The sequence below is a fragment of the Pseudomonas sp. NBRC 111133 genome (genome assembly GCF_001320605.1).
In the GTDB taxonomy this organism is placed as follows: Bacteria; Pseudomonadota; Gammaproteobacteria; order Pseudomonadales; family Pseudomonadaceae; genus Aquipseudomonas; species Aquipseudomonas monteilii.
This window is the reverse complement of the sequence record NZ_BCBJ01000033.1, coordinates 1-22,520: the sequence shown is the minus strand read 5'-3', so window position 1 is coordinate 22,520 and position 22,520 is coordinate 1. Positions and strand designations below refer to the sequence as shown.

The window sequence follows — 22,520 nt, the reverse complement described above, 5'->3', positions numbered from 1 at the left end:
ATGTCCTACGGCTTTGCACGCCGCGCGCAACGCGGTTTCACGCTGATTGAAATCATGGTGGTGGTGATCATCCTGGGGGTACTCGGTGCCTTGGTGCTACCCAATGTGATGAGCCGCCCGGACCATGCCAAGCTCACCGCAGCGCGTACCGATATCCAGTCCATTGCCACGGCGCTGGAAATCTACCGCCTGGACAATGGGCGCTACCCCACTACGGCTCAAGGCCTGGAGGCGCTCGTCCGGCGTCCAACCTTGGCGCCACTGCCCCGGCAGTGGAGCGCCCAGGGTTACCTCAAGCGTCAGGCGATGGACCCGTGGGGGGCACCTTATCAGTACGCCAACCCAGGAACGCGATCAGGCCAGGGGTACGACTTGTTCTCTTTGGGGGCCGACGGCCAGCCCGGCGGTGAAGATGCGGATGCCGATATCGGTAACTGGGCCGAATGAGGCAGAACCGGTCGAGGGGCTTCACCCTGCTTGAAATCATGCTGGTGCTGCTGCTGGTGGGCGTTGTCCTGGCCATGGCCGGGCTACAGGTGGGGCAGGGCCCCCAACGGTTGGCACGGCAGGAAGCCGCCCTGTTTCTGCAACTGGTCCAGTACGCCAGGCAGCAGGCGGTCCTGGAGGGGCGGGATTTGGCTGTGCACGTCGACCCCCGCGGCTATCAGCTAGTGAAGGGTGAAGGGCACAGCGTGGCAGCGCAGGGGCAGCGCCGGGACACCGGGCTGGACCTGCATCTCGAAATCGACGGGCTGGCAGTGATGCCCGGCAAGCCGGAAGGCACTGCGCAACTGGTGTTTTCCCGTAGCGACGAGCACACCCCGTTTTCGTTGTCATTCCATGAGGCTGGCGTCAGCCTGGCCCAGGTATCAAGCGATGGCCTCAATGACCCCTGGCTCGAACGTTGAACGTGGGTTTACGTTGCTGGAAGTGCTGGTGGCGCTGTCTGTTTTTGCCGTGCTGGCTGCTGCTGTGACCACCGCCAGCCAGCATGTGCTGGAGCAGTCGCAGGGCCTGCGTGACCGGCTGTTCGCCAGCTGGATTGCCGATAACCACCTTGCTGAACTGCGTCTGCACGCGCCTGCGGCTGCACAGCGGCGCACCCTGGAGGTCCGGTTCGATGAGCGGGGCTGGTGGTTGGTCGAGGCGAGGCATCCTCTGGCTGATGCGCCCCTCGTCGAAGTGAACGTGAGTGTCGGTTTGGCGCCGGATCGGCAGCCACTTCATCACACGGTGGGCTGGCTGGAGGTTGTCGATGGTGCGCCGTGAGCCAGCCTGTACCCAACGCGGCTTTACCCTGCTGGAGTTGTTGCTGGCCGTCGCCATCTTCGCCTTGTTGGCGGCAGGCACCAGCCAGTTGCTGGCTGCATTCACCCGGGCCGATGCAGCGCGCCAGGCCCACGCCGACGAACTGCGCGCCTTGGGGCGGGCAATGAGTGTGATGCAGCGGGATGCACTGCAAGGGTACTGGCCCGCGAGCGGCAAGAACGGCACGAGCCACGGCATCTTGTTGACGCCGCATCGGGTGAGCTGGTTGTTGGGTGCCGAGCGTGATCGGCAGCCCTTGCCGCGCAGCGATCTGAGGGTTGTCGAATACTGGCTGGAAGACGGTGTGCTGTGGCGCCAGCGGCGTACTCTGGAGCACGGGCAGGTACGCCCGCAGCGCGTGCTCGACGGTATTGTGGCGTTGCGCTGGCGTATGTATGGCGCAGAGGGTGGCTGGGTTTCCAACTGGACGGCTGCGCAGCCGCCACAGGCGCTCGAAATCACGCTTTCGACCCAGCGTTTCCAGGGCATACGCCGCGTGCTGCCAATGGCGGGGGCAAGCCTGTGAAGAACACTCGGCAGCGGGGTGTGGCGCTAATCACCGTGCTGTTGGTCATGGCGCTGCTGACCGTGCTGGTTGCCAGCATGTTGCGTAGCCATCAAGGCATGCTGGGCAGCGTCAGGCAGCAAATCGATGCCTCGCGCCTGCTGCAGTTGGCACATGCGGGGGAACGCCAGGCCTTGGTGCAACTGAAACAGCAGGCTGCAACCCTGCTGCAAGTGACCCATGGTGGTCAGCCCTGGGCGAAAGCCCGGTTGCTGGACCTTGAGCAGGGGCAGGTTCGCCTGCGTCTGGAAGACCTTTCCGGGCGTTTCAACATTGCGGCGCTGACCGCACGGAAAAATCTCGACCCTGTGCTGCTAAAGCGTTGGCAGCGGTTGTGCCGTGCGCTGCAGATCGAGGCGCCAGTGCTGGATTCCCTGGCAGGCCAACGCATGCTCGACCCTAGCCAGCTGCGCGCCCTGCCAGGCGTTGATGATGAAGTGATGACACGCCTGCGGCCATGGGTTGTGGCGTTGCCTGCAAATGCGGGGCTCAACGTCAATACCGCCCTGGCGCAGGTGCTCGAAGGCCTTGAAGGCGTGGAAGCATCCACTGCCCGGCGTTTGATAGGCGAACGGCCCGAAGAGGGTTTTGCCAGCGTTCAGCAGTTTCTGGCGCAACCGCGTCTGGTCGGTCTTGGTATCGACAGCCATGGACTGTCGGTGACCAGCCGCTGGTACCGCTTGGAGGTGCGCGCAGCGCTGGCAGGCAATGTTGGTTACCTGTACAGCGACCTTGAGATCGACCTGAACACGCATCAGGTGCGTGTGTGGCGTCGTGTTTTTTCTGCACAGCCGGAGCAAATGCCAGATGAGTGATGTTTACCTGTTTCTACTGGCGGAGGGTATGGCCGCAGCCGACGGGACATGGCCGGTGCTTGTGCGCACAGCGCAGGGGCAGCTTTATCGGTCGACGTTGGGCAACCTGCCGCCAGCATTGGCCGATGCTGGTGTAGTGCTCGTCCTTCCGATGGAGCTGGCAGGGTACTGCAGGATCGGGCCAGTGCCGGGCAGGCGCCCCGGCCGGGAAGTATTGGGCTATGCGGCCGAAGAGCAGTTGGCAGCCCCTTTGGAGGCCTTGCACCTGGCGTTCGGGCCAGAGGATGATGAGGGGCGGCGAAAGGTGCTGGTGATAGCGCTGGAACGCCTGCGCCCGCTGATGTCGCTGCTGCTTGAGCAGGGTATCGACCCGGTCGCGGTGCACGTCGATGCCGACCTGCTGAGTGCCGCACAGGCGTGTGCCCTGTGGTTCGAGGGTCGCTGGTTGCTGGGAGGCACCGAAGGGGCGCGTCTGGCGGTCAGTGCCCAGGCTGCTCAGGTACTGAAGCAGAGCCATGCGTCGATACCCTGGATGGCCGAGGCAGGGGCAATGGGTGCGCACTGCTGCGATCAGGAGGTCGACAGTGCTGTGGAACTGCTGGTGCAGGGTAAAACTGGCGCCGTGGACCTGCGCCAGGGCACCTTGCGCCGACGGCACAGTGCGCCGGCATGGCAAGCGATGGCAGGTAGTGTGGTGCTGGCATTGCTGATGGTTTGCCTGGCTGAATACTGGCGAACCGAGTGGTTGATGCGTCAGGTATCACTGCAGCACACCGACAATGTTCGGGTGCTGCAACGCTGGGCGCCTGAACCGCTGGCCGGAGGCGATTTGGCCACGCAAATCCGGTTGCTGGAACACATGCCCAGGCAGTCGACTGCTATGGAGCAGCTTGCGCAGTTCTCCGAGCAGCTGGTCAGCAGCGGTAATCTGGTGATTGAACGAGCGGAAACGACAGCTGGGCAGGGCTGGCGTGTTGATGTCATCGCTGAAGGCTTTGACGATCTCGAACGGCTAGGGGAGCGTGTTGCCGGCATGCGGATGGAACAGGGGCGACAGACTGCCCAGGGCGTGCGGGCAACCCTCGCCTGGCAGGAGGCAGAATGAAAAATCTCAACGAGCATGCATGGGTTCGCCAGTGGAAAGAGATACCAGCAGGCCGGCGTGCGCTGATGAGTGCAGCGTTGTGGGGCCTGCTGTTGATCGTGATCTGCCAGCTACTCTGGTTGCCAGGGCAGGCTCGCATGCAGCAAGCGGAACAAGCACTGGCGCGTGAGCATGAGCTGGCGGCCACATTGCAGCGAATTGTACAGGGGCCGCGTCGGTCGCCAGGCGCCGTCGAGTTGCTGACACCGGCTGGGCTGAATGAGCGTGCCAAGGCGGCAGGGGTCTACATCGTCAGCCTGGAAGCCAAGGCAGGGCAAGTGGATGTCGGCCTGGAGGGGCCCGTCGCCGCAGTGCTGGCCTGGCTGCACGTACTGGAGCATGACGGTGGCGAAGCGCTGAACATCCAGTTGCAAGCCGAGGGCGAGCTGCTTCAGGCGCGCTTGGTGATGGCGTTGCCCGAAGCCTGAGCACGTGCGCCTATGCCTTGGGAGGTAGCTTGCTCAAGTGCAACGCCACCAGCAACGCCACCGCCAGCAAGCTGCCAATGAACAGCCCGATGCCATTCCAGCCCCACTGGTGCCAGAACACCCCACCCGCCGTACCGGCCACGCTGGACCCTGCGTAATAGCTGAAGAGGTACAGCGACGATGCTTGCCCCTTTGCCTTCAGCGCCCGGCGCCCGATCCAGCTGCTGGCCACCGAGTGCGCACCAAAGAAGCCGAAGGTGAACACCAGCATGCCGGCGATCACCATCGCCAGCGGGCTGGCCAGGGTCATCAGCAAGCCACCTGCCATCACCACGATACTGGCCCAGAACACCTTGCGCCGGCCCAGCTTGTCCGCCAGTGCGCCGACCTGCGCCGAGCTGTAGATGCCAGACAGGTACACCACCGACAGCAGGCCGACCAGTGCCTGGTTCATGTGGTAGGGCTCAGCCAGCAGGCGGTAGCCGATGTAGTTGAACAGGGTGACGAAGGCTCCCATCAGCAGGAAGGCTTCAAGGAACAACCAAGGCAGGCCGGCATCCTTGAAGTGCATGACAAAGCCGTCCAGCAGGCTGCGCGGGTTCATCGACTGTGGGCGGAAGTTGCGCGATTCGGGCAGTACCTTCCAGAACACCAGGGCGGCCACCAGCGCCAGGCCGCCGATGGTCAGCATCGCCGTGTGCCAGCTGACAAAGTCGATCAATACGCCCGTGATGAGCCGTCCACTCATGCCGCCAATCGCGTTGCCCCCGATGTACAGGCCCATGGCCAGGCCGATGTGCTGCGGGTGAATTTCTTCACTGAGATAGGTCATTGCCACTGCCGCCAGGCCACTCAACGACAGGCCGACCAATGCGCGGGTGGCCAGTACCAGTTCCCAGCTCGGCATCACGGCGCTGGCCAAGGTGGAGAGGGCGGCGCAGACCAATGCAAAGACCATCACCGGCTTGCGCCCGATACGGTCAGAGATAGGGCCGGTGATCAACAGGCCGAACGCCAGCATGGCGGTGGACACTGACAGCACCAGGCTGCTTTGCGCCGCGTTGATGGCAAATTCCTTGGACAACAGCGGCATCATCGGCTGTACGCAGTACAGCAGGGCGAAGGTGGCGAAGCCGCCGCTGAACAGCGCCAGGACGGTCTTCATGAAGGCGGGGGTGCCTTTCTCGATCCACATTTCGTTCAGGGGGGCAGGTTCTGGCTCGGCGGGAAGGGGGGCTACAGCAGTTTTCACGGGCGGGTACCTCTGGCGCAATGAAAAAAGCATATAGCTGGCTAATGATTAGATCCAATATATTGTTCGACCTATTTGAGATGTTTTACGACCTGTTTGGAGCCGATCATGGAACTGCGCCATCTGCGTTACTTCATCGCCGTGGCCGAAGAGCTGCACTTTGGCCGTGCCGCGCAGCAGCTGGGCATTTCGCAGCCGCCGCTGAGCCAACAGATCCAGGCCCTGGAGCAGGAGCTGGGGGCTCGGCTGTTCGAGCGTACCAACCGTCGGGTGGAACTGAGCGAGGCAGGGCGGTTATTCCTTGAGGAAGCGCGTCAGGTGCTGGCGCAGGTGGAGAAGGCGGCCGATGTGGCCCGGCGTGCACAGCTGGGAGAACTGGGCGAGATGAAGATCGGTTTTACCTCGTCGGCACCCTTCACCTCGAAGATCCCCAAGGCCATCCATGCCTTTCGCCAGCGTTTCCCGGCGGTGCACCTGAACCTCAAGGAAATGAGCAGCCGCGATGTCGCCGAAGGGGTGTTCGATGAGTCCATCGAAGTGGGGCTGATGCGGCCGATGCCGTTGCCGGAAGGTCTGGTGGCCACGGAGTTGTTCCGCGAGCCCCTTGTGGCGGTTATCAACGCCTCGCATCCGCTGGCGGAGGGCTCTGACCAGGGTGTGTACATGGCGGCGTTGGCCCATGAGCCATTCGTGTTCTTCCCGCGCAGTTACGGCAGCGGCCTGCATGCGCAGTTGCTGAGCCTGGCACGACAGGCGGGTTTCAGCCCGCACTTTGCCCAGGAGGCGGGGGAGGCGATGACCATCATTGGCCTGGTGTCGGCGGGCCTGGGCGTGTCGGTATTGCCGGCGTCGTTCCAGCGCATGCGCATCGAAGGGGTTGTATATCGCACGCTGCTGGATGAGGGGGCGATGTCGGCGGTGTGGCTGGTGCAGCGCGAGCGCGGTCATTCGGTGATGGCCAAGGCATTTGCCGAGCTGTTGACTGGGCAGGTGGTCGGCCAGGGCTGATGCCGGTCAAATGGCACTGGCCATTGCCGCAGTGCCGCCACATACTCGGGCATTCGTTGAAACACGGAGGTCAATCATGCGGCGCGTGGTGTTCAATCAGAAAGGTGGCGTGGGCAAGTCGAGCATTGCCTGCAACCTGGCGGCGGTCAGTGCCAATGAAGGCTATCGGACCCTGTTGATCGACCTGGATGCCCAGGCCAACTCGACCCAGTACCTCACCGGCCTCACCGGCGAGGACATCCCCATGGGGATTGCCGACTTCTTCAAACAAAGCCTGTCCAGCGGGCCGTTCAGCAAGAAGAACAAGGTCGATATCTACGAAACCCCGTTCGACAACCTGCATGTGGTTACCGCCACGGCAGAACTGGCTGACTTGCAGCCCAAGCTTGAGGCCAAGCACAAGATCAACAAGCTGCGAAAGCTGCTGGACGAGCTGGATGAGGATTATGACCGGATTTATATCGACACCCCGCCAGCGCTGAATTTTTACGCAGTTTCTGCACTGATTGCCGCCGATCGCGTCTTGATTCCCTTCGACTGCGACAGTTTCTCACGCCAGGCCCTGTACGGCCTGTTGGCCGAGATCGAAGACCTCAAGGATGACCACAACGAAGACCTGATGGTCGAAGGCATCGTGGTCAACCAGTTCCAGTCCCGCGCCAGCCTGCCGCAGCAGATGCTCGACGAACTGCTGGCCGAAGGCCTGCCGGTGCTACCGGTGTACCTCGGCAGCTCGGTGAAGATGCGTGAATCGCACCATGCCAGCCTGCCGCTGATTCACCTGGAGCCAAAGCACAAGCTGACGCAGCAGTTTGTCGAGTTGCATTCGTTGCTCGAAGAGAGCGCTTAAACCCCTTGGCTACGCACCCACTCCAGCAACGACTGGAGTGGGAATGCCCCGGCCTGGCGGCTGATTTCGCGGCCGTTCTTGAACAGCAGCAGGCTGGGGATCGAGCGGATGCCCAGTTGCCCGGCGAGGTTGCGGTTGGCTTCGCTGTCGAGCTTGGCCAGTCGGCAACGGCCGGCCAGTTGGCGGGCGGCCTCTTCGAAGGTGGGGGCGAAAGACTTGCATGGGCCGCACCAGTCGGCCCAGATGTCGACCAGCAGCGGCAGGTCGCCTTTGATCTGGCTGGCGTAGCTGGCCTCGGTGAGCTCGAAAGGGGTGCTCAGCAGCATGTCTTGTTTGCAGCGGCCGCATTTCGGGGTGTCACCCAGGCGCTCGGCGGGCAGGCGGTTGAGGCCGTTGCAGTGGGGGCAGGGGATTACCAGTGGGTCAGACATGTCATCTCCGGGGTTGGATTCTCGTTTCCCTTGTGGGAGCGGGCTTGCCCGCGAACACCGGCGAAGCCGGTGCCATCCATCGCGTTGCCTGCTTAGCGGCGGTTCGACGCCTCGACAAGCCCGCTCCCACAGGGTTGGGCATTAATCATGAAGAGCAGCTGATTTCCAGATGCTTGCCCCATTCCGGCGGTCGCTCAGCGTAGGCTTGCATGCCGGCTTGTTCCTCGAACGGTCTGGTCAGCACCTGATGCAACCGCCGCACTTCACTGTAATCCCCCGCTTCAGCCGCTTCGATGGCTTTCTGCGCCAGGTAATTGCGCAGCACATACAGCGGGTTCACCGCATGCATTCGCTCACGGCGCCCTTGGGCATTGCCGGGTTCGCGTTGGCAGCGGGCTAGATAATCTGCGCCCCAGGCATCGAAAGCGGCCAGGTCGATGAAGTCATCACGCACTACGTTCAGCGCATCGGCCACCGGCTGTTCGCCCAGCTTGCGGAAGAACAGGCTGTAGTCCACGCCACCCCGCTGCATGCACTGCAGCAGGCGCTCGACCAGCGCCATGTCGTCATCCTCGGCAGTGGTCAGGCCCAGGCGGCGGCGCATGAGGTCCAGATAGTGGGCCTGGTACAGCGGCAGGAACAGGCCGAGCGCTTCTTTCAGGGGCTCCACCTCGATCACCGTGGTCAGGGCCTGGGCCAGCGCGCTGAGGTTCCAGTGGGCGATGGGCACCTGGTTGGCGTAACTGTAGCGGCCACGGTCGTCGGAGTGGTTGCAGATGAAGTTGGCGTCGAAGTCGTCGAGGAAGGCGTAGGGGCCGAAGTCGAAGGTGATGCCCAGGATCGACATGTTGTCGGTGTTCATCACCCCGTGGCAGAAACCATAGGCCTGCCAGCGGGCGATCAGTTCGGCATTGCGTTCGACGATGGTGCGGAACATGGCCAGGTACGGTTGCTCGGCAGCCTGGCATTCAGGGTAATGCTGCTGCAGTACATGGTCGATCAGCACGCGCTGCTGCTCGGGCTGTTTGGTGTAGTAGAAGTATTCGAAATGGCCGAAGCGCACATGGCTCTGCGCCAGGCGGGTGAGCATGGCAGCGCTTTCCCGGGTTTCGCGCCATACCGGGGTGCTGGAGCCGACTACGCACAGCGCACGGCTGGTGGCGATGCCGAGGGCGTGCAGGGCTTCGGAGGCGAGGAACTCGCGAATCGACGAGCGCAGCACAGCGCGGCCGTCGCCCATGCGCGAATACGGGGTCTGGCCGGCCCCCTTCAGGTGCAGGTCCCAGTGTTCGCCTTTGTCGTTGAGCACTTCAGCCAACAGCAGGCCACGGCCATCGCCCAGGCGTGGGTTGTAGGAGCCGAACTGGTGGCCGGAATACACCATCGCCCGTGGGTCGGCTTCTTCCCACAGTTTGTGGCCGCTGAACAGCTCGGCAAACACCGGCAGGTCGGCCTGCGCGGGGTCGAGGTCGAGCAGCGCCATGGCCGACTCGCTCGCAACGACCAGGCGCGGGTCTGCGATGGGTTCGGGCAGGACCTGGGTAGAGAACGCATCGCCCAGGCGGGCGAAGCGGTTGTCGAAAGTGAGTTGGTCGAGGGCTTTCACGGGCTGCTCCTGAGATTCAGCACAGAATAAAGCATTCGAGCCCACTCAGGCCGGTGCAGTGCCATCGGGTTTAGGTTGCTCCAGCGGAATCAGCTGCTGCTTGCCGTCCTTCTGGTCCATCAGGAACACCTCGACCTGGCGTACCGAGATCTTGATGTTGTGGGCCTTGAACTCGCGGTTGATGTAGCGGTTGATCTCGTCCAGCGTTGGGTTGCGGTCGCCCAGGTCGCGCACGTGCATGCGCAGTTCGTGGTCCAGCGAGCTTTCACCGAAATTGAGGAAGTACACGATCGGCTCCGGATCTTTGAGCACGCGCGGGTTTTCGTGCGCGCCCTTGAGCAGCAGGTCGCGCACCAGGTCCAGGTCGGAGCCGTAGTCGATGCCCAGTTTCAGCGTCACCCGGGTGACCGTGTCGGTCAGCGACCAGTTGATCAGCTGGCCGGTGATGAAGGTCTTGTTGGGGACGATGATGTCCTTGCGGTCGAAGTCGGTGATGGTGGTGGCGCGGATGCGGATCTTGCTGACCGTGCCGGACAGGTTGCCGATGGTGATGGTGTCGCCAATGCGCACCGGGCGCTCGAACAGGATCATGATGCCGGAGATGAAGTTGGCGAAGATTTCCTGCATGCCGAAGCCCAGGCCCACCGACAGTGCCGCCACCAGCCATTGCAGCTTGTCCCAGCTCACCCCCAGGGTGGACAGGGTGCTGACGATACCGACGCCGACGATGGTGTACGACAACAGCGTGGTGGTGGCGTAAGCGCTGCCCTGGGCCAGGTTCAGGCGTGACAGCACCAGGACTTCCAGCAGGCCCGGCAAGTTACCGGCCAGGGCGAAGGTGATGCCGACGATCACCAGCGCACCCAGCAGGTCGCCGAGGCTGATCGGTACCATGCTGGCGGCGGCGCCGGTGCCGCTGGTGTATTCGTAGAGGACGAAGTTGTTGAGGTAGGCGAACACCGAGATCAGGTCTGCCCAGACCCAGTACAGGCCGGCGATGAAGCCGCCGAGCAGGGCCAGGCGGATCAGGCGCAGCGACTGCTGGTTGACCTGCTCGATATCCAGCGTCGGCTCTTCGGTGATGACTTCGCCATCCAGCCCTTCCTTGGCCGCTGCCCGCTTGCTGAGCGCGCGCTGGTAGGCCAGGCGCCGTGCCGCCACCGACAGGCCGCGCACGAAGGCGGCTTCGATCACCAGCCAGAACAGCAGCAGGTACAAGGTGTAGATCAGCCGGTCGGTGAGTTTCAGCGCGGTGTAGTAGTAGCCGAAGCACACGGCGACGAACAGGGCGATGGGCAGGGCGGTGAACGCCACGCCCACGGCCCTGCGGAACAGCGAGGTGTCGCGGTGCGCGGGGCTGCTGAGCAGCAGGCGGCTGAGCAGCCAGGCCATCAGTGCGTAGCAGGTCAGCACCACGCCGATACCCAGCACGTCGTCGGCCAGCGCCGAAGGCTGGTGCTCGGCCACCGCCACCACGCCGACCAGCGCCAGTACCACGGTGCCCAGGCGGCGCACCCAGCCACGCAAGAACTCGACCTGCGGCTTGTGCCAGCGGAAGTGGATTTCGGCCACGCCACCGGGGGCGAGGATGCGGTAGGCGGTGTAGAACACCAGCCAGGCCTGGGCCAGTTGCCAGAGGGCGGCGCCGAGGTTGGCGTTTTGCCCGCGGGCGTCGATCTGCAGGGCGTAGCTGCACAGCGCCAGGCCAAGGCTGACCGGCATCGCCAAGAGGATGTTGATAAGAATCGCCTGGGGCGTGTGCCACTGGCTGTCACGGCGGAAATGGCCGATGTCCTGGTGCACCTTGCCCAGCCGTTGGTACAGGTACTGGCGCCGCCACAACAGGGCGCCAATCACCAGCAGCAATGGCAGGAACAGCAGCGGGCGCTGGCTGAGGCCGTCGGCCAGCTCTTTCAGGCCCGAACCCCACGGCAGGTTGGCGACCTGGTCGGCCAGGCGCTCTGGCACATAGCTCAGCCAGTCCCAGTCCAGCGGCTTGTTGCTGGGGATCCAGAACATCTGCTCGTCGAGGGTGGTGCGCAGGCTCTGCGCGGTGCCCAGCAACTGCTTCTGATTGAGCTGCAGGGTGATCGATTCGTTCAGCAGTGCCGACAGCTCGCGGTTCAACCGCTCCAGCAGGTCGCTACGGTTGATCGCCACTTCCAGCAGGGCCTTGCGCAGCTGAGGCGTCACCGCTTCCTGCGGTTGGGCGGCCAGCAGCTTGTCGACATAGGTGACCGGGCTGCTCATTTGCTCGCGCTGCTGGTTGACCTCGAACTGGTACAGGCGGGTGTCGGCGATCTGGTCGGCCAGGTCGCGGTCGACCTTCAGGTGCGGCAGGGTCTGCTTCTGCTTGTAGAGGATCTTGGACAGCAGCAGGCTGCCCTTGAGCACGTTGATCTGCTCGTCCAGCGCCTGGTCGGCCTGGGTCAGGCTGTCCAGTTGCTGTTTGGTGCGCAGGTTCTGCTGGGTCAGTTCGTTCAGGCGGTCGGTACTTTTCAGCAGGTAGTCGGAAAGCTTGAGGTTAAGCGCGCTTTCGGTGGCCAGCAGGCTGCTGCCGCCGGCCTTCTGGGCTTCGATGGACTGCTGGGTTACCGCCTCCTGGGACTGGGCCAGGCGCTTGTCGTTGATCAGGGTCTGCAGGTCCTGGATTTCCTGCTCCAGGCGTGTGGCGCGTTCGATCAGCAGGTCGTGGCGGGCGTTGCCCAGGTCTTGCAGCAGGCTGTTACCGGCCAACTCCTGGCGGCGCAGCAGGGTCAGCGCATTGAGCGAGGCCAGCTCGGCATTGAGCTGGTTGCGCTGGTCGGCGTTGATGGATTTGCCGCCGTCCTTGCCGGTTTTGAGGATGTTGTTGATCTGCTGAGCACGGGCCTGGCTGTTGCTGATTTCGGCCTGGGCGCGTTCCGGGCGGGTTTGCGAGTTGATGATCAGGCTGTTGGCTTCGGACAGCGCCTTTTGCAGCTCGCCCTGTTGGGTGTTGCGCTCGCTGAGCATCTGCTCAAGCTGCGGCACGCTCAGCGTGGCATAACGCTGGGCGACGGGCTGGGGCTTGCTTTCCTTGAGCCTGGCGAGCTCTTTCTGGCTGTCGCTGGTTTCTTTCGGGGCCCCGGCCAGCTGCTGCTTAAGTGCGACAAGCTTCTTCTCGCTGTCTTCCTTGCTGGCGAGCTGGCTCAAGGTCTGTTCGAGCACCTGCTGCAGGGCCTTCTGGTCGGCCTCGGGCAGCTTGCGCTCGGCGATCTTGTCGAGGCTGTTCTGGATGCTGGCGGTGGTCGGGGCCTCTGCGGCGGTGGCCGCAAAGGAAAGGGACAGGCACAGCCCGAGCAGGGCTGTGCGAAGGTACACGCGCAGGGACATAGGCAGACTACTTGTGGATCCGGCAGAAACGAAGTTTAGAGGAACAATCCTGGTCCGGGTCGCGTTCCTTCGGGGAATCTGACGCCCACTTTCTGGATCTTGTTCCCGTCCATGGTCGCCACGGTCCAGATCGTGCCATGCCATTCGACCTGGTCACCTACTACTGGAGCGCCTCCGACCTTCTGTCGGATGAACTGCGCCAACGGCATTTTCGCGTCCAGGCCATCGAGCTTCAGGCCGTACAACGCTGCAACCGCGCCCAGTTCGGCATCGCCTTCGAGTACGAAGTCGCCGAAAAAGCGCAGGTCCAGGCCGCGCTGGGGTGCCTGGCTGAACAGTTTGCCCAGGGCCGGCAGGTTGTGCTCGTGGCCGATCACGCAGAGCATGTCGCCTACTTCCAGCACGGTACTGCCCGACGGGTGCAGCAACTGCTCGTTACGGAACAGGGCGGCAATCCGCGTGCCTTCGGGCATTTTCAGCTCGCGCAGGGCGGCGCCGATGCACCATTTTTCGGCACCCAGGCGGTACACGAACAGCTCCCACTCGCTGGTGATGTGCACTTCCAGGGCAGAGCGGGAGATCGGTGCCGGGTCTGGCGGTACGGTCACTTTCAGCAGCTTGGCCATCCACGGCAGGCTGGTGCCTTGCACCAGCAGCGACACCAGCACGATGAAGAACGCCAGGTTGAAGAACAGCTGGGCGTCCGGCAGGCCGGCCATCAGCGGGAACACCGCCAGAATGATCGGTACCGCGCCGCGCAGGCCCACCCAGGAAATGAAGCCTTTTTCGCGGCCATGGAAGGCCTTGAAGGGCAGCAAGGCGGCGACCACCGACAGCGGCCGCGCCACCAGGATCATCCACAGCGCCAGGCCCAGTGCCGGCAGGGCGATGGGCAGCAGGTCGTGCGGAGTGACCAGCAGCCCCAGCACCAGAAACATGCCGATCTGGGCTAGCCAGGCCATGCCGTCGAGCATGTGCAGGATGCCATGGCGGCTGCGGATCGGCTTGTTGCCCAGCACCAGGCCGCACAGGTACACGGCGAGGAAACCGCTGCCGTGCAGGGCGTTGGTCAACGAGAACACCACCAGGCCACCGGCCACCACCAGGATCGGATACAAGCCGCCAGCCAGGTTGATGCGGTTGACCAGTTGCAGCATCAGCCAGCCGCCACCCAAGCCCAGCAGGCCGCCGATGCCGAACTCGCGCAGCAGGTGGCCCAGCAGGCTCCAGTGCAGGCCGGTCTGGCCGCTGGCGATCATGTCGATCAGGGTGACGGTCAGGAACACTGCCATCGGGTCGTTGCTACCCGATTCGATCTCCAGGGTGGCGGTAACCCGCTCGTTCAGGCCTTTGCCGCCCAGCAGCGAGAACACTGCTGCGGCGTCGGTGGAGCCGACAATGGCGCCAATCAGCAAGCCCTGGATCAGGCTGAGGTTGAACAGCCAGGCGGCGACCAGGCCGGTGAGGGCGGTGGTGATCATGACCCCGACCGTGGCCAGCGACAGCGCCGGCCACAGCGCCACGCGAAAACTTGCCACCCGCGTGCGCAGGCCACCGTCTAGCAGGATCACGGCCAGCGCCAGGTTGCCCACCAGGTAGGCGGTGGGGTAGTTGTTGAAGATGATGCCGCCACCATCCACACCGGCGACCATGCCGACGGCGAGGATAATGACCAGGATAGGGATGCCCAGGCGTGACGACAGCGAGCTGACCAGGATACTTGCACCCACCAGCAATGCGCCGATCAGGAACAGGCTATTGATGGTGCTTGCATCCAAAGGCAGGTACTCCGAAACAGCGGGGGAAGGGACGTGGTAGCGGATTTTTCAGCAAAAGCTAGCAGGTCGCGTGCCAATCGATTCTAACCTGAGGCTGATGCGGGCTGTAAAGCGATACCGCACTGTAGTTACGGCTTGCGGATGTAGTGGTGTCCCCCACAGTCAGGCAGCCGAATAGCATGAACGATAAACAACGCCTCCCTCTTGCCCAGGTGGCCCAGCGCCTGCTTGGGCAATTTCCTGATTTGCACGGCCTTGCGCGCCAGGCGGCGGGCCATGTGCTGCGCCAGCAGCTGGGGTACTGGCTGGACCCGGACACGCTCTACTGGCACGAGTTCCAGTCGGCGGCCAGCAGCTCGCACAGCTACACCGGCTGGTGCCACCGTGGGCCGCCGCAGCGGTCGCTGAGCCTGACCGAGCTGGTTATCCAGCGCTTCAGCCCACAGCAGCAGACCGCTGCCGATGAGTTGAGTGTCTATGGCGGTTTCTACCGGGTGGATGCCAGCCATGGCGATTATGACGAGCGTAACGAAGTGCGGCTCGACCCGCAGGCGATGCTGAAGGCGTTCTGGCAAATGGATTTTGCGGGGCGCTACAGCGAGGCACTGAGCCGTTTTCGTGAGCAGTGTGGCGAAGATTACTGCGTACTGGCCCGCGCCCGCTTTCTTGCCGTTGTCGGCCAGTCCGTGCTCAGCGAACTTGAGCGGCGTGAACTGCTTGCGGCAACGCTGCGTGTGACGCTGCTGCCGAGTAGCCTGAAAGCGCTGCGCGAGGATTATCCTGCAAATGCCCGGGGTGGCTGGCGTTCGCTTTCCAGCAGCGATCCCGGTGTCAGGCCGCTGTTTCTGTACTCACTCAAGACCGGCAGGCAGTGCGTCTATCTACCCGATGCGCAGAATGTGCTGGTGGTCTTCGACGATCGCGCAACGCTCCAGGCCTGGATAGAAGCGCATGTGGCCTCGAATGACACGCAGCGGCAAGCTGTTGTGGGTGACCTGTTTATTCGTTTTACGTCGTTCACAGAAAACCCTTATGCCCTGTGGGAGGTGTTCAACGACCCGCAGACCCAGGTGAGCGGCAAGGGGGCTTTTGGCGACAACGCGTTGGTGTATGTGCTGGAGCCGGGTGAGGACGTGCAGGCAATGCCGATCGGGCCGTTCTCAAGGCGTCCGGACGAGGCGGAGTCACTGATGATGCCGGGGCGTTATTTGCAGGTTGAAAAGCTGACGCCGGTGAAGGGAGACAATCATCGCTTCATGGAGGTGTGCCTGAAGGCACTGGCGCGGGCGCCGGAGGGGGCGAGGGTGCGTGAGATGCGCACGGGGGCGTTGTTCAACCGTCAGGTGATGGCGGAACGATTGGGTGTGGAGGATGACGGGTTGATGCGTACATTCTTTGCGCTGCCGACCTGATGCCAGTCAACCAAGGGATTTGGGGCCGCGTTGCGGCCCTTCGCGGGCAAGCCCGCGAAGGGCTGCAAAGCAGCCCCAATGGTGCCGATGTCAGGCCTGCTTCACTTCACGCATCGGCTTGCCCTTCACCGGTGCATCGCCCGCCACATAGTACTTGGCAGTGCTGCGCGGCAATGGCTTGCGGCCACGGATCTTGTCGGAGATTTTCTCGGCGATCATGATCGTGGTGGCGTTGAGGTTGCCGGTGATGATCAGCGGCATGATCGACGCATCGACCACACGCAGGCCCTTCATGCCGTGCACACGGCCTTCGCCGTCGACCACTGCCATATCATCGGTGCCCATCTTGCACGAGCAGGACGGGTGGAAGGCAGTTTCGGCGTGCTCGCGGATGAACTTGTCCAGTTCTTCGTCGGTTTGCACGTGGGCGCCCGGGCTGATTTCGCGGCCACGGTACGGGTCCAGCGCAGGCTGGGCCATGATTTCACGGGTCAGGCGGATACCGTCGCGGAATTCCTGCCAGTCCTGCTCGGTGGACATGTAGTTGAACAGGATGCTCGGGTGCTGGCGCGGGTTCTTCGACTTGGCCTGGATGCGGCCACGGGCCGGCGAGCGCATGGAGCCCATATGCGCCTGGAAGCCGTGTTCCTTCACGCCATTGGAGCCGTTGTAGTTAATGGCGACCGGCAGGAAGTGGTACTGAATGTTCGGCCACTTGAACTCAGGGCGGGTACGGATGAAACCGCCAGCCTCGAACTGGTTGCTGGCGCCGATGCCGGTGCCGTTGAACATCCACTCCGCACCGATGGCCGGCTGGTTCCACCACAGCAGCGAGGGGTACAGCGATACTGGCTGGGTGCAGGCGTACTGCAGGTACAGTTCCAGGTGATCCTGCAGGTTCTCACCAACGCCCGGCAGGTCGTGTACCACCGGGATGTCCAGGCTTTCCAGCAAGTGACGCGGGCCGACGCCGGAGCGTTGCAGCAGTTGCGGCGATGCGATGGCGCCAGAGCTGACGATCACTTCCTTGCGGGCACGGGCTTCAACACGTTCTTCACTGTCGCCGACCAGGTAGGTCACGCCAATGGCGCGCTTGCCGTCGAACAGCACGCGGTCAGTCAGGGCGTGGGTGACGATGGTCAGGTTCGGGCGCTTCTTGGCCTGGTCCAGATAGCCACGGGCGGTGCTGGAGCGGCGGCCGTTCTTGGTCACCGTACGGTCCATCGGGCCGAAGCCTTCCTGCTGGTAGCCATTCAGGTCTTCGGTGCGCGGGTAACCGGCCTGCACGCCGGCTTCGACCATGGCGTGGAACAGCGGGTTGTTGCCTGCTTTCGGCGTGGTCACGCTGACCGGGCCTTCGCCACCGTGGTAGTCGTTCGGGCCGATGTCGCGGGTTTCGGCCTTGCGGAAGTACGGCAGGCAGTCCAGATAGGTCCAGTCCTCCAGGCCTGGCAGTTCTGCCCAGCCATCGAAGTCCAGGGCATTACCACGGATGTAGCACATGCCGTTGATCAGCGACGAGCCACCCAGGCCTTTGCCGCGACCGCATTCCATGCGGCGGCCGTCCATGTACGGCTCCGGGTCGGTCTCGTAGGCCCAGTTGTAGCGGCGGCCCTGCAGCGGGAAGGCCAGGGCGGCTGGCATCTGGGTGCGGAAGTCGAAGCGGTAGTCGGGGCCACCGGCTTCCAGCAGCAGTACGGTAACGCCGGCGTCTTCGGTCAGGCGGGTAGCCAGGGTGTTACCGGCGGAGCCTGCGCCGACGATGATGTAATCGAATTCTTGGGACATGAAAGTACCCTCGTGTTTGGCGGTGATCAGGGAGCGGGAACGCCCGTGCGCAGCGGCATGGGCGTGGCTAGGCAGGGTTTAGAAAACCGAGTTGTAGCCGCCCAGCTCGACCTGGACCGACTTGATGCGGGTGTATTGAGCCAGCGAGCTGACGCCGTTTTCACGGCCGACGCCCGACTGCTTGTAGCCACCAACCGGCATTTCGGCCGGCGATTCGCCCCAGGCGTTGATCCAGCAGATACCGGCTTCCAGCTTGTGGATGATGCGGTGGGCGCGGGTGATGTCGTTGGTGCACACACCGGCGGCCAGGCCGTACTCGGTGTCGTTGGCACGACGGATCACTTCTTCTTCGGTTTCGTAGGTGAGAATGCTCATCACCGGGCCGAAGATTTCTTCCTTGACGATGGTCATGTCGTCGGTGCAGTCGGTGAACACGGTCGGGGCCACGAAGGCGCCCTTGGCGAAGTCACCGGCAGTCAGACGCTCGCCACCGCACAGCACACGGGCACCTTCCTCTTTGCCCTTGGCGATGTAGCCCAGCACGTTTTCCATGTGCGGGAAGCTGACCAGCGGGCCGAAGTTGGTGTTTTCGTCTTCCGGGTTGCCAACGCGAATGCGGGCTACGCGCTCGGCGATCTTGGCTTCGAAAGCCGCTTTCATCTCGGCAGGGATGAACACGCGGGTACCGTTGGTGCATACCTGGCCCGAGCTGTAGAAGTTGGCCATCATGGCGATGTCGGCGGCCTTGTCCAGGTCGGCGTCGGCGCAGATGATCAGTGGCGACTTGCCGCCCAGTTCCATGGTGACTTCCTTCAGCGACGAGCTGGAGGCGCTGGCCATGACCTTCTTGCCAGTGGTGGTGCCGCCGGTGAAGGACACTTTTTCAATGCGTGGGTGCTCGGTCAGCCAGGTGCCGACTTCGCGGCCGCTGCCGGTCAGGACGTTGAACACACCGTTCGGCAGGCCGGCTTCGGTGTAGATCTCGGCCAGTTTCAGGGTGGTCAGCGAGGTGACTTCCGACGGCTTGAAGATCATCGCGTTGCCAGCGGCCAGGGCCGGGGCGGACTTCCACAGGGCGATCTGGATCGGGTAGTTCCAGGCACCGATACCCACGGTGACGCCCAGTGGCTCGCGACGGGTGTAGACGAAGGACGATTCGCGCAGCGGGATCTGCTCGCCTTCGATGGCCGGTACCAGGCCTGCGTAGTATTCCAGCACGTCGGCGCCGGTGACGATGTCGACGTAGCGGGTTTCGGAGTAAGACTTGCCGGTGTCCAGGGTTTCCAGCATGGCCAGCTCGTCGTTGCGCTCGCGCAGGATGTCGACGGCGCGGCGCAGGATGCGCGAACGCTGCATGGCAGTCATCGCTGCCCAGACTTTCTGGCCGCGCTCGGCGCTTTCCACAGCCTTCTCGACGTCAGCCTGGGTGGCACGCTGTACGTGGGCGAGGACTTCGCCGGTGGCCGGGTTGATGGCTTCGAAGGTGGCATCGCTGCCAGCGTCGACGTAAGCGCCATCAATGTAGAGTTTTTGCGTTCCGAAACGGGCCATAGTGTCCTCGCAAGTGCAGTGTGTGGTTTGGCTTGCGCGTCACGCTCCAGCCGGGTTGGCAAGGGCCGTGCGCGGTTGTTCAGCGGCCTGGTCGTTTGTACCCAGGGTGTGCTGTTTAGCCAGTTGTAGATCCATGTATTCGTAAGCAATCCGTATCGCCTGGTCGGTGTCGAATGCATCACCCGACAGGGCGCCACGCAGCCACAGTCCATCGATCAAGGCCGCCAGGCCGCGGGCTGCCTTGCGCGCATGGTAGAGCGGCAAGGCGCGGCGGAACTGGCAGCACAGGTTGGAATACAAGCGGTGGTCGTTGATCCGCTGCAACCTGTGCAAATCGGGCTGGTGCATGCTGGAAGCCCAGAAGGCCAACCAGGTTTTCATTGCCGGGCCGTTTACCTGGCTGGCATCGAAGTTGCCCTCGATGATCACTTTCAGGTGAGCGCGCGGGCTGTCGTCCGTCAGGGCCTGGCGACGTGCTCGAACACCTTCGTTGAGCATGTTCATGATGTAACCCATCGTCGCTGCAATCAGGCCGTTCTTGTCCTGAAAGTAGTGACTGATGATGCCGTTCGACACACCGGCCAAACGGGCAATCAGCGCAATGCTGGCGTCCCCCAGACCGACCTGATCGACCGCCTGCAACGTGGCTTCGATCAACTGCTGGCGGCGGATGGGTTGCATACCGACCTTGGGCATCTTGCTATCTCCTCAGGCCTGCGAGCAGACGACGGGCGGCTGACTCGGCGAAGGCCAGTCTATTTTGTTTTGATTGAACGTTCAATCAATAAAGAATAAGCTCTGCGACAATTTGTGCCATTGACAGTTTTTCAGGCGGTCGAGAAGGCACGAGTTGACACCCTAGGAAATCGCGTAACCCCCGGAATACAAGGCGTTGACGGGCATGAGCGATGCGAAATGCAGATTCTGCCGTACGGTCACTGGCCCTGCGACAGGCCCTTGGAGCGGGCGGGGTGATCTGTGACGAATGCGCGCACCTCTGCCGAGGTGTGGCTTTTTCAGCAGGCCATCTGTCTGTTTTTTTGCAACGTATCGATTCGGGATCACGGTTTCCAGGGTGCTTTTATAACACCTGACGCAGTGGGGATATTCCACCAATTGCTCGGGAATGACTGATTAGCCTCCACAGCCGTACTGCCCGGAGCATTCGTGCAATGAGTTCTGCCTCACTTACCAAGCCCCCCGCCGAGAGGGTACGGGTCAACCGCGTGGTGTTCTTCACCTCCGCGCTGATGATCCTTGTTCTGACTGCCTTGCTGATCGCTGTACCCGAAACCGCCGGCCAGGTGCTGGGCGTGGCCCAGAAATGGCTGACGCGCACCTTTGGCTGGTACTACATGCTGGTGATCTGCGGTTACCTGGTGTTTGTCGTCTACCTGGCCTTCTCCGACTACGGCAGCCTCAAGCTGGGCGGCAAGGACGACCAGCCGGACTTCAGCTACGGCGCCTGGGCCGGCATGCTCTTCTCGTCCGGTATCGGTATTTCGCTGCTGTACTTCGGCGCTTCCGAGCCGCTGGACCACTACTTCAACCCGCCGGAAGGTACCCCGGCCAGCCTCGAAGCTGCGCGCCAGGGCCTGCAACTAACCTTCCTGCACTGGGGCCTGCACGGCTGGGCAATCTATGCCCTGGTCGGCCTGGCCGTGGGTTACTTCGCCTACCGCCACAACCAGCCGCTGGCACTGCGCTCGGCGCTGTACCCGTTGGTGGGTGAGCGTTGGGTCAAGGGCGCTGCCGGCAACGCCGTGGACATCTTCGGCATGTTCGTCACCCTGCTGGGCCTGGTGACCAACCTGGGCATTGGCTCGATGCAGGTGTCCTCTGGCCTGGAATACCTGTTTGGCATGGACCACAGCAAGACCAACCTGCTGGTGGTGATCCTGGTCATGGCGGGTGTGGCCACCGTGGCGGCGGTTTCGGGTGTGGAGAACGGCATTCGCCGCCTGTCCAACCTGAACATCATGCTGTTCAGCGGCCTGCTGATCTTCGTGCTGCTGGGCGGCGAAACCCTGCACCTGCTCAACGGCTTCGTGCAGAACATCGGCGATTACCTGAACGGCATCGTGCTGAAAACCTTCGACCTGTACGTGTATGAAGGCGAGGCGGGCAAGTCCGAGCGTTGGCTGGGCCTGTGGACCGTGTTCTACTGGGCCTGGTGGATTTCCTGGGGCCCGTTCGTCGGCATGTTCATTGCCCGTATCTCCAAGGGCCGCACCGTGCGCCAGCTGGTGATGGGCGTGCTGCTGATCCCGCTGGGCTTTACCCTGGCCTGGTTGTCGATCTTTGGCAACACCGCCCTGGATCTGGTGATCAACCAGGGCGCCGTGGAGCTGGGCAAGACCGCGCTGGAGCAACCGTCGATGTCGATCTACCAGCTGCTGGAATACTTCCCGGCAGCCAAGATCGTGATCGGTGTAGCGGTGTTCGTGGGCTTTGTGCTGTTCCTCACCCCGGCCGACTCCGGCGCGGTGATGATGGCCAACCTGTCGTGCAAAGGCGGCAAGGTCGACGAAGACGCCCCGCACTGGATGGTGGTGTTCTGGTCGGTGGTTATCACCCTGGTCACCATCGGCCTGCTGTTTGCCGGTAACTTCGAAGCCATGCAGACCATGGTGGTATTGGCGGGCCTGCCGTTCTCGGTGGTGCTGGTGCTGTTCATGTTTGGCCTGTACAAGGCCATGAAGCAGGACGTTGCAGTAGAAAGCGAGCGCGCCGAGCTGGCCGCCCGTGGCCGTCGCGGTTTCAGCGAGCGCCTGACCCAACTGGAGCTGCAACCGACCCAGGCTGTGGTGCAACGCTTCATGGACAAGCAGGTCAGCCCGGCGCTGAAAGAAGCGGCCGCGCAGTTGCAGACTCTGGGCTTTGAGGTGGAAACCCGCGTTGGCCAGTCGCGCAACATGATGGGCCTGCGGGTGATGATGGACGAGGGTAACCCGTTCGTTTACGAAGTGAGCCTTGACGGCTACATGGCCGCGCCGAGCGAGGCGCCGGTGGAAGGCGAGCCGGAGGTGCGCCAGCGCTTCTACCGTGCCGAGGTGTACCTGCACGATGGCAGCCAGGAGTACGACCTGATGGGCTTTGCGCCGGAGCAGATCGTGCGTGATGTGCTTGACCAGTTCGAAAGCCATCGCCAGCTGTTGGGGCGTGTGTACAGCTGATCAGCGTTATCGCCATATGAGAGGGCCCTGCCGGCAACGGCAGGGCCTTTTTTG

General features: G+C 63.0%; 20 protein-coding genes. 11 read left to right on the top strand and 9 right to left on the bottom strand.

Translation table 11 applies throughout. The annotated features are described in order from the left end of the window. Genes gspG through APH36_RS06975 form a run of 7 tightly spaced genes read left to right on the top strand, consistent with a single transcriptional unit; the run spans nucleotide 1 to nucleotide 4,260 of the window. Nucleotides 1-447 (top strand): type II secretion system major pseudopilin GspG, encoded by a 447-nt coding sequence (gene gspG, locus APH36_RS07005; RefSeq protein ID WP_060498038.1) that lies wholly within the window; start codon nucleotides 1-3, stop codon nucleotides 445-447. Further along, the gene (gene gspH, locus APH36_RS07000) at nucleotides 444-908 is read left to right on the top strand and encodes a type II secretion system minor pseudopilin GspH (protein ID WP_060498037.1); all 465 of its coding nucleotides are present in this window, start codon (nucleotides 444-446) and stop codon (nucleotides 906-908) included. The genes gspG and gspH overlap by 4 nt, the downstream gene beginning before the upstream one ends. Continuing rightward, a complete protein-coding gene (gspI, locus tag APH36_RS06995; protein ID WP_060498036.1) occupies nucleotides 886-1,269 on the top strand; it encodes a type II secretion system minor pseudopilin GspI in 384 nt (127 codons plus the stop codon). The genes gspH and gspI overlap by 23 nt, the downstream gene beginning before the upstream one ends. Beyond that, nucleotides 1,256-1,834 (top strand): type II secretion system minor pseudopilin GspJ, encoded by a 579-nt coding sequence (gene gspJ / locus APH36_RS06990; protein ID WP_060498035.1) that lies wholly within the window; start codon nucleotides 1,256-1,258, stop codon nucleotides 1,832-1,834. Before gspI ends, gspJ begins: the two co-directional genes overlap by 14 nt. Next, nucleotides 1,831-2,688, top strand: coding sequence for a general secretion pathway protein GspK (locus tag APH36_RS06985; protein WP_060498034.1), 858 nt, complete (start codon nucleotides 1,831-1,833; stop codon nucleotides 2,686-2,688). Before gspJ ends, APH36_RS06985 begins: the two co-directional genes overlap by 4 nt. Further along, nucleotides 2,681-3,793: a type II secretion system protein GspL gene (gene gspL, locus APH36_RS06980; RefSeq protein WP_060498033.1), complete on the top strand. Its 1,113-nt coding sequence runs from the start codon at nucleotides 2,681-2,683 to the stop codon at nucleotides 3,791-3,793. Before APH36_RS06985 ends, gspL begins: the two co-directional genes overlap by 8 nt. After that, entirely contained in the window at nucleotides 3,790-4,260 is a 471-nt protein-coding gene (locus APH36_RS06975; RefSeq protein WP_060498032.1) for a hypothetical protein, read from the top strand. Before gspL ends, APH36_RS06975 begins: the two co-directional genes overlap by 4 nt. A 10-nt stretch (nucleotides 4,261-4,270) precedes the next feature. Here APH36_RS06975 and APH36_RS06970 read toward each other — a convergent pair whose 3' ends face one another. Next, nucleotides 4,271-5,455, bottom strand: coding sequence for an MFS transporter (locus tag APH36_RS06970; RefSeq protein WP_256219135.1), 1,185 nt, complete (start codon nucleotides 5,453-5,455; stop codon nucleotides 4,271-4,273). Nucleotides 5,456-5,620: 165 nt separating this feature from the next. Between APH36_RS06970 and APH36_RS06965 the strand changes: the two genes are divergently transcribed. Then, entirely contained in the window at nucleotides 5,621-6,520 is a 900-nt protein-coding gene (locus APH36_RS06965) for a LysR family transcriptional regulator (RefSeq protein WP_060498030.1), read from the top strand. Between the two features lie 76 nt (nucleotides 6,521-6,596). Next, complete coding sequence (locus tag APH36_RS06960; protein ID WP_060498029.1) at nucleotides 6,597-7,370, top strand: ParA family protein; 774 nt, start codon at nucleotides 6,597-6,599, stop codon at nucleotides 7,368-7,370. Here APH36_RS06960 and trxC read toward each other — a convergent pair. The 5 genes from trxC to APH36_RS32585 form a co-directional block, all read right to left on the bottom strand. Continuing rightward, nucleotides 7,367-7,801 (bottom strand): thioredoxin TrxC, encoded by a 435-nt coding sequence (trxC, locus tag APH36_RS06955; RefSeq protein ID WP_060498028.1) that lies wholly within the window; start codon nucleotides 7,799-7,801, stop codon nucleotides 7,367-7,369. The two genes, APH36_RS06960 and trxC, sit on opposite strands and share 4 nt — an antisense overlap. Before the next feature lie 145 nt (nucleotides 7,802-7,946). Further along, nucleotides 7,947-9,407 (bottom strand): protein adenylyltransferase SelO, encoded by a 1,461-nt coding sequence (gene selO, locus APH36_RS06950; protein ID WP_060498027.1) that lies wholly within the window; start codon nucleotides 9,405-9,407, stop codon nucleotides 7,947-7,949. 45 nt (nucleotides 9,408-9,452) lie between these two features. After that, entirely contained in the window at nucleotides 9,453-12,761 is a 3,309-nt protein-coding gene (gene mscK, locus APH36_RS06945; protein WP_060498026.1) for a mechanosensitive channel MscK, read from the bottom strand. A gap of 35 nt (nucleotides 12,762-12,796) precedes the next feature. Beyond that, nucleotides 12,797-14,539 (bottom strand): potassium/proton antiporter, encoded by a 1,743-nt coding sequence (locus APH36_RS06940; protein WP_016712480.1) that lies wholly within the window; start codon nucleotides 14,537-14,539, stop codon nucleotides 12,797-12,799. 128 nt (nucleotides 14,540-14,667) lie between these two features. After that, nucleotides 14,668-14,817, bottom strand: a complete 150-nt coding sequence (locus tag APH36_RS32585) for a hypothetical protein (protein WP_256219128.1) — start codon at nucleotides 14,815-14,817, stop codon at nucleotides 14,668-14,670. On the opposite strand from APH36_RS32585, the gene APH36_RS06935 reads away from it, so the two are divergent. Next, nucleotides 14,818-15,951 carry a dermonecrotic toxin domain-containing protein gene (locus tag APH36_RS06935; protein ID WP_256219127.1) on the top strand — a complete coding sequence of 378 codons (1,134 nt, stop codon included), beginning with the start codon at nucleotides 14,818-14,820 and terminating at the stop codon, nucleotides 15,949-15,951. A gap of 90 nt (nucleotides 15,952-16,041) precedes the next feature. Here the strand turns inward: APH36_RS06935 and betA are convergent, their stop codons facing one another. The 3 genes from betA to betI all read right to left on the bottom strand — a co-directional run bounded on the left by betA (nucleotide 16,042) and on the right by betI (nucleotide 19,986). Further along, nucleotides 16,042-17,739 (bottom strand): choline dehydrogenase, encoded by a 1,698-nt coding sequence (gene betA / locus APH36_RS06930; RefSeq protein ID WP_060498024.1) that lies wholly within the window; start codon nucleotides 17,737-17,739, stop codon nucleotides 16,042-16,044. A gap of 78 nt (nucleotides 17,740-17,817) precedes the next feature. Continuing rightward, entirely contained in the window at nucleotides 17,818-19,290 is a 1,473-nt protein-coding gene (betB, locus tag APH36_RS06925; RefSeq protein WP_027614845.1) for a betaine-aldehyde dehydrogenase, read from the bottom strand. A 39-nt stretch (nucleotides 19,291-19,329) separates the two neighbouring features. After that, nucleotides 19,330-19,986 carry a transcriptional regulator BetI gene (gene betI / locus APH36_RS06920; protein WP_060498023.1) on the bottom strand — a complete coding sequence of 219 codons (657 nt, stop codon included), beginning with the start codon at nucleotides 19,984-19,986 and terminating at the stop codon, nucleotides 19,330-19,332. Nucleotides 19,987-20,519: 533 nt separating this feature from the next. Between betI and APH36_RS06915 the strand changes: the two genes are divergently transcribed. Beyond that, complete coding sequence (locus APH36_RS06915) at nucleotides 20,520-22,466, top strand: BCCT family transporter (protein ID WP_225850699.1); 1,947 nt, start codon at nucleotides 20,520-20,522, stop codon at nucleotides 22,464-22,466. Nucleotides 22,467-22,520: the final 54 nt, after the last annotated feature.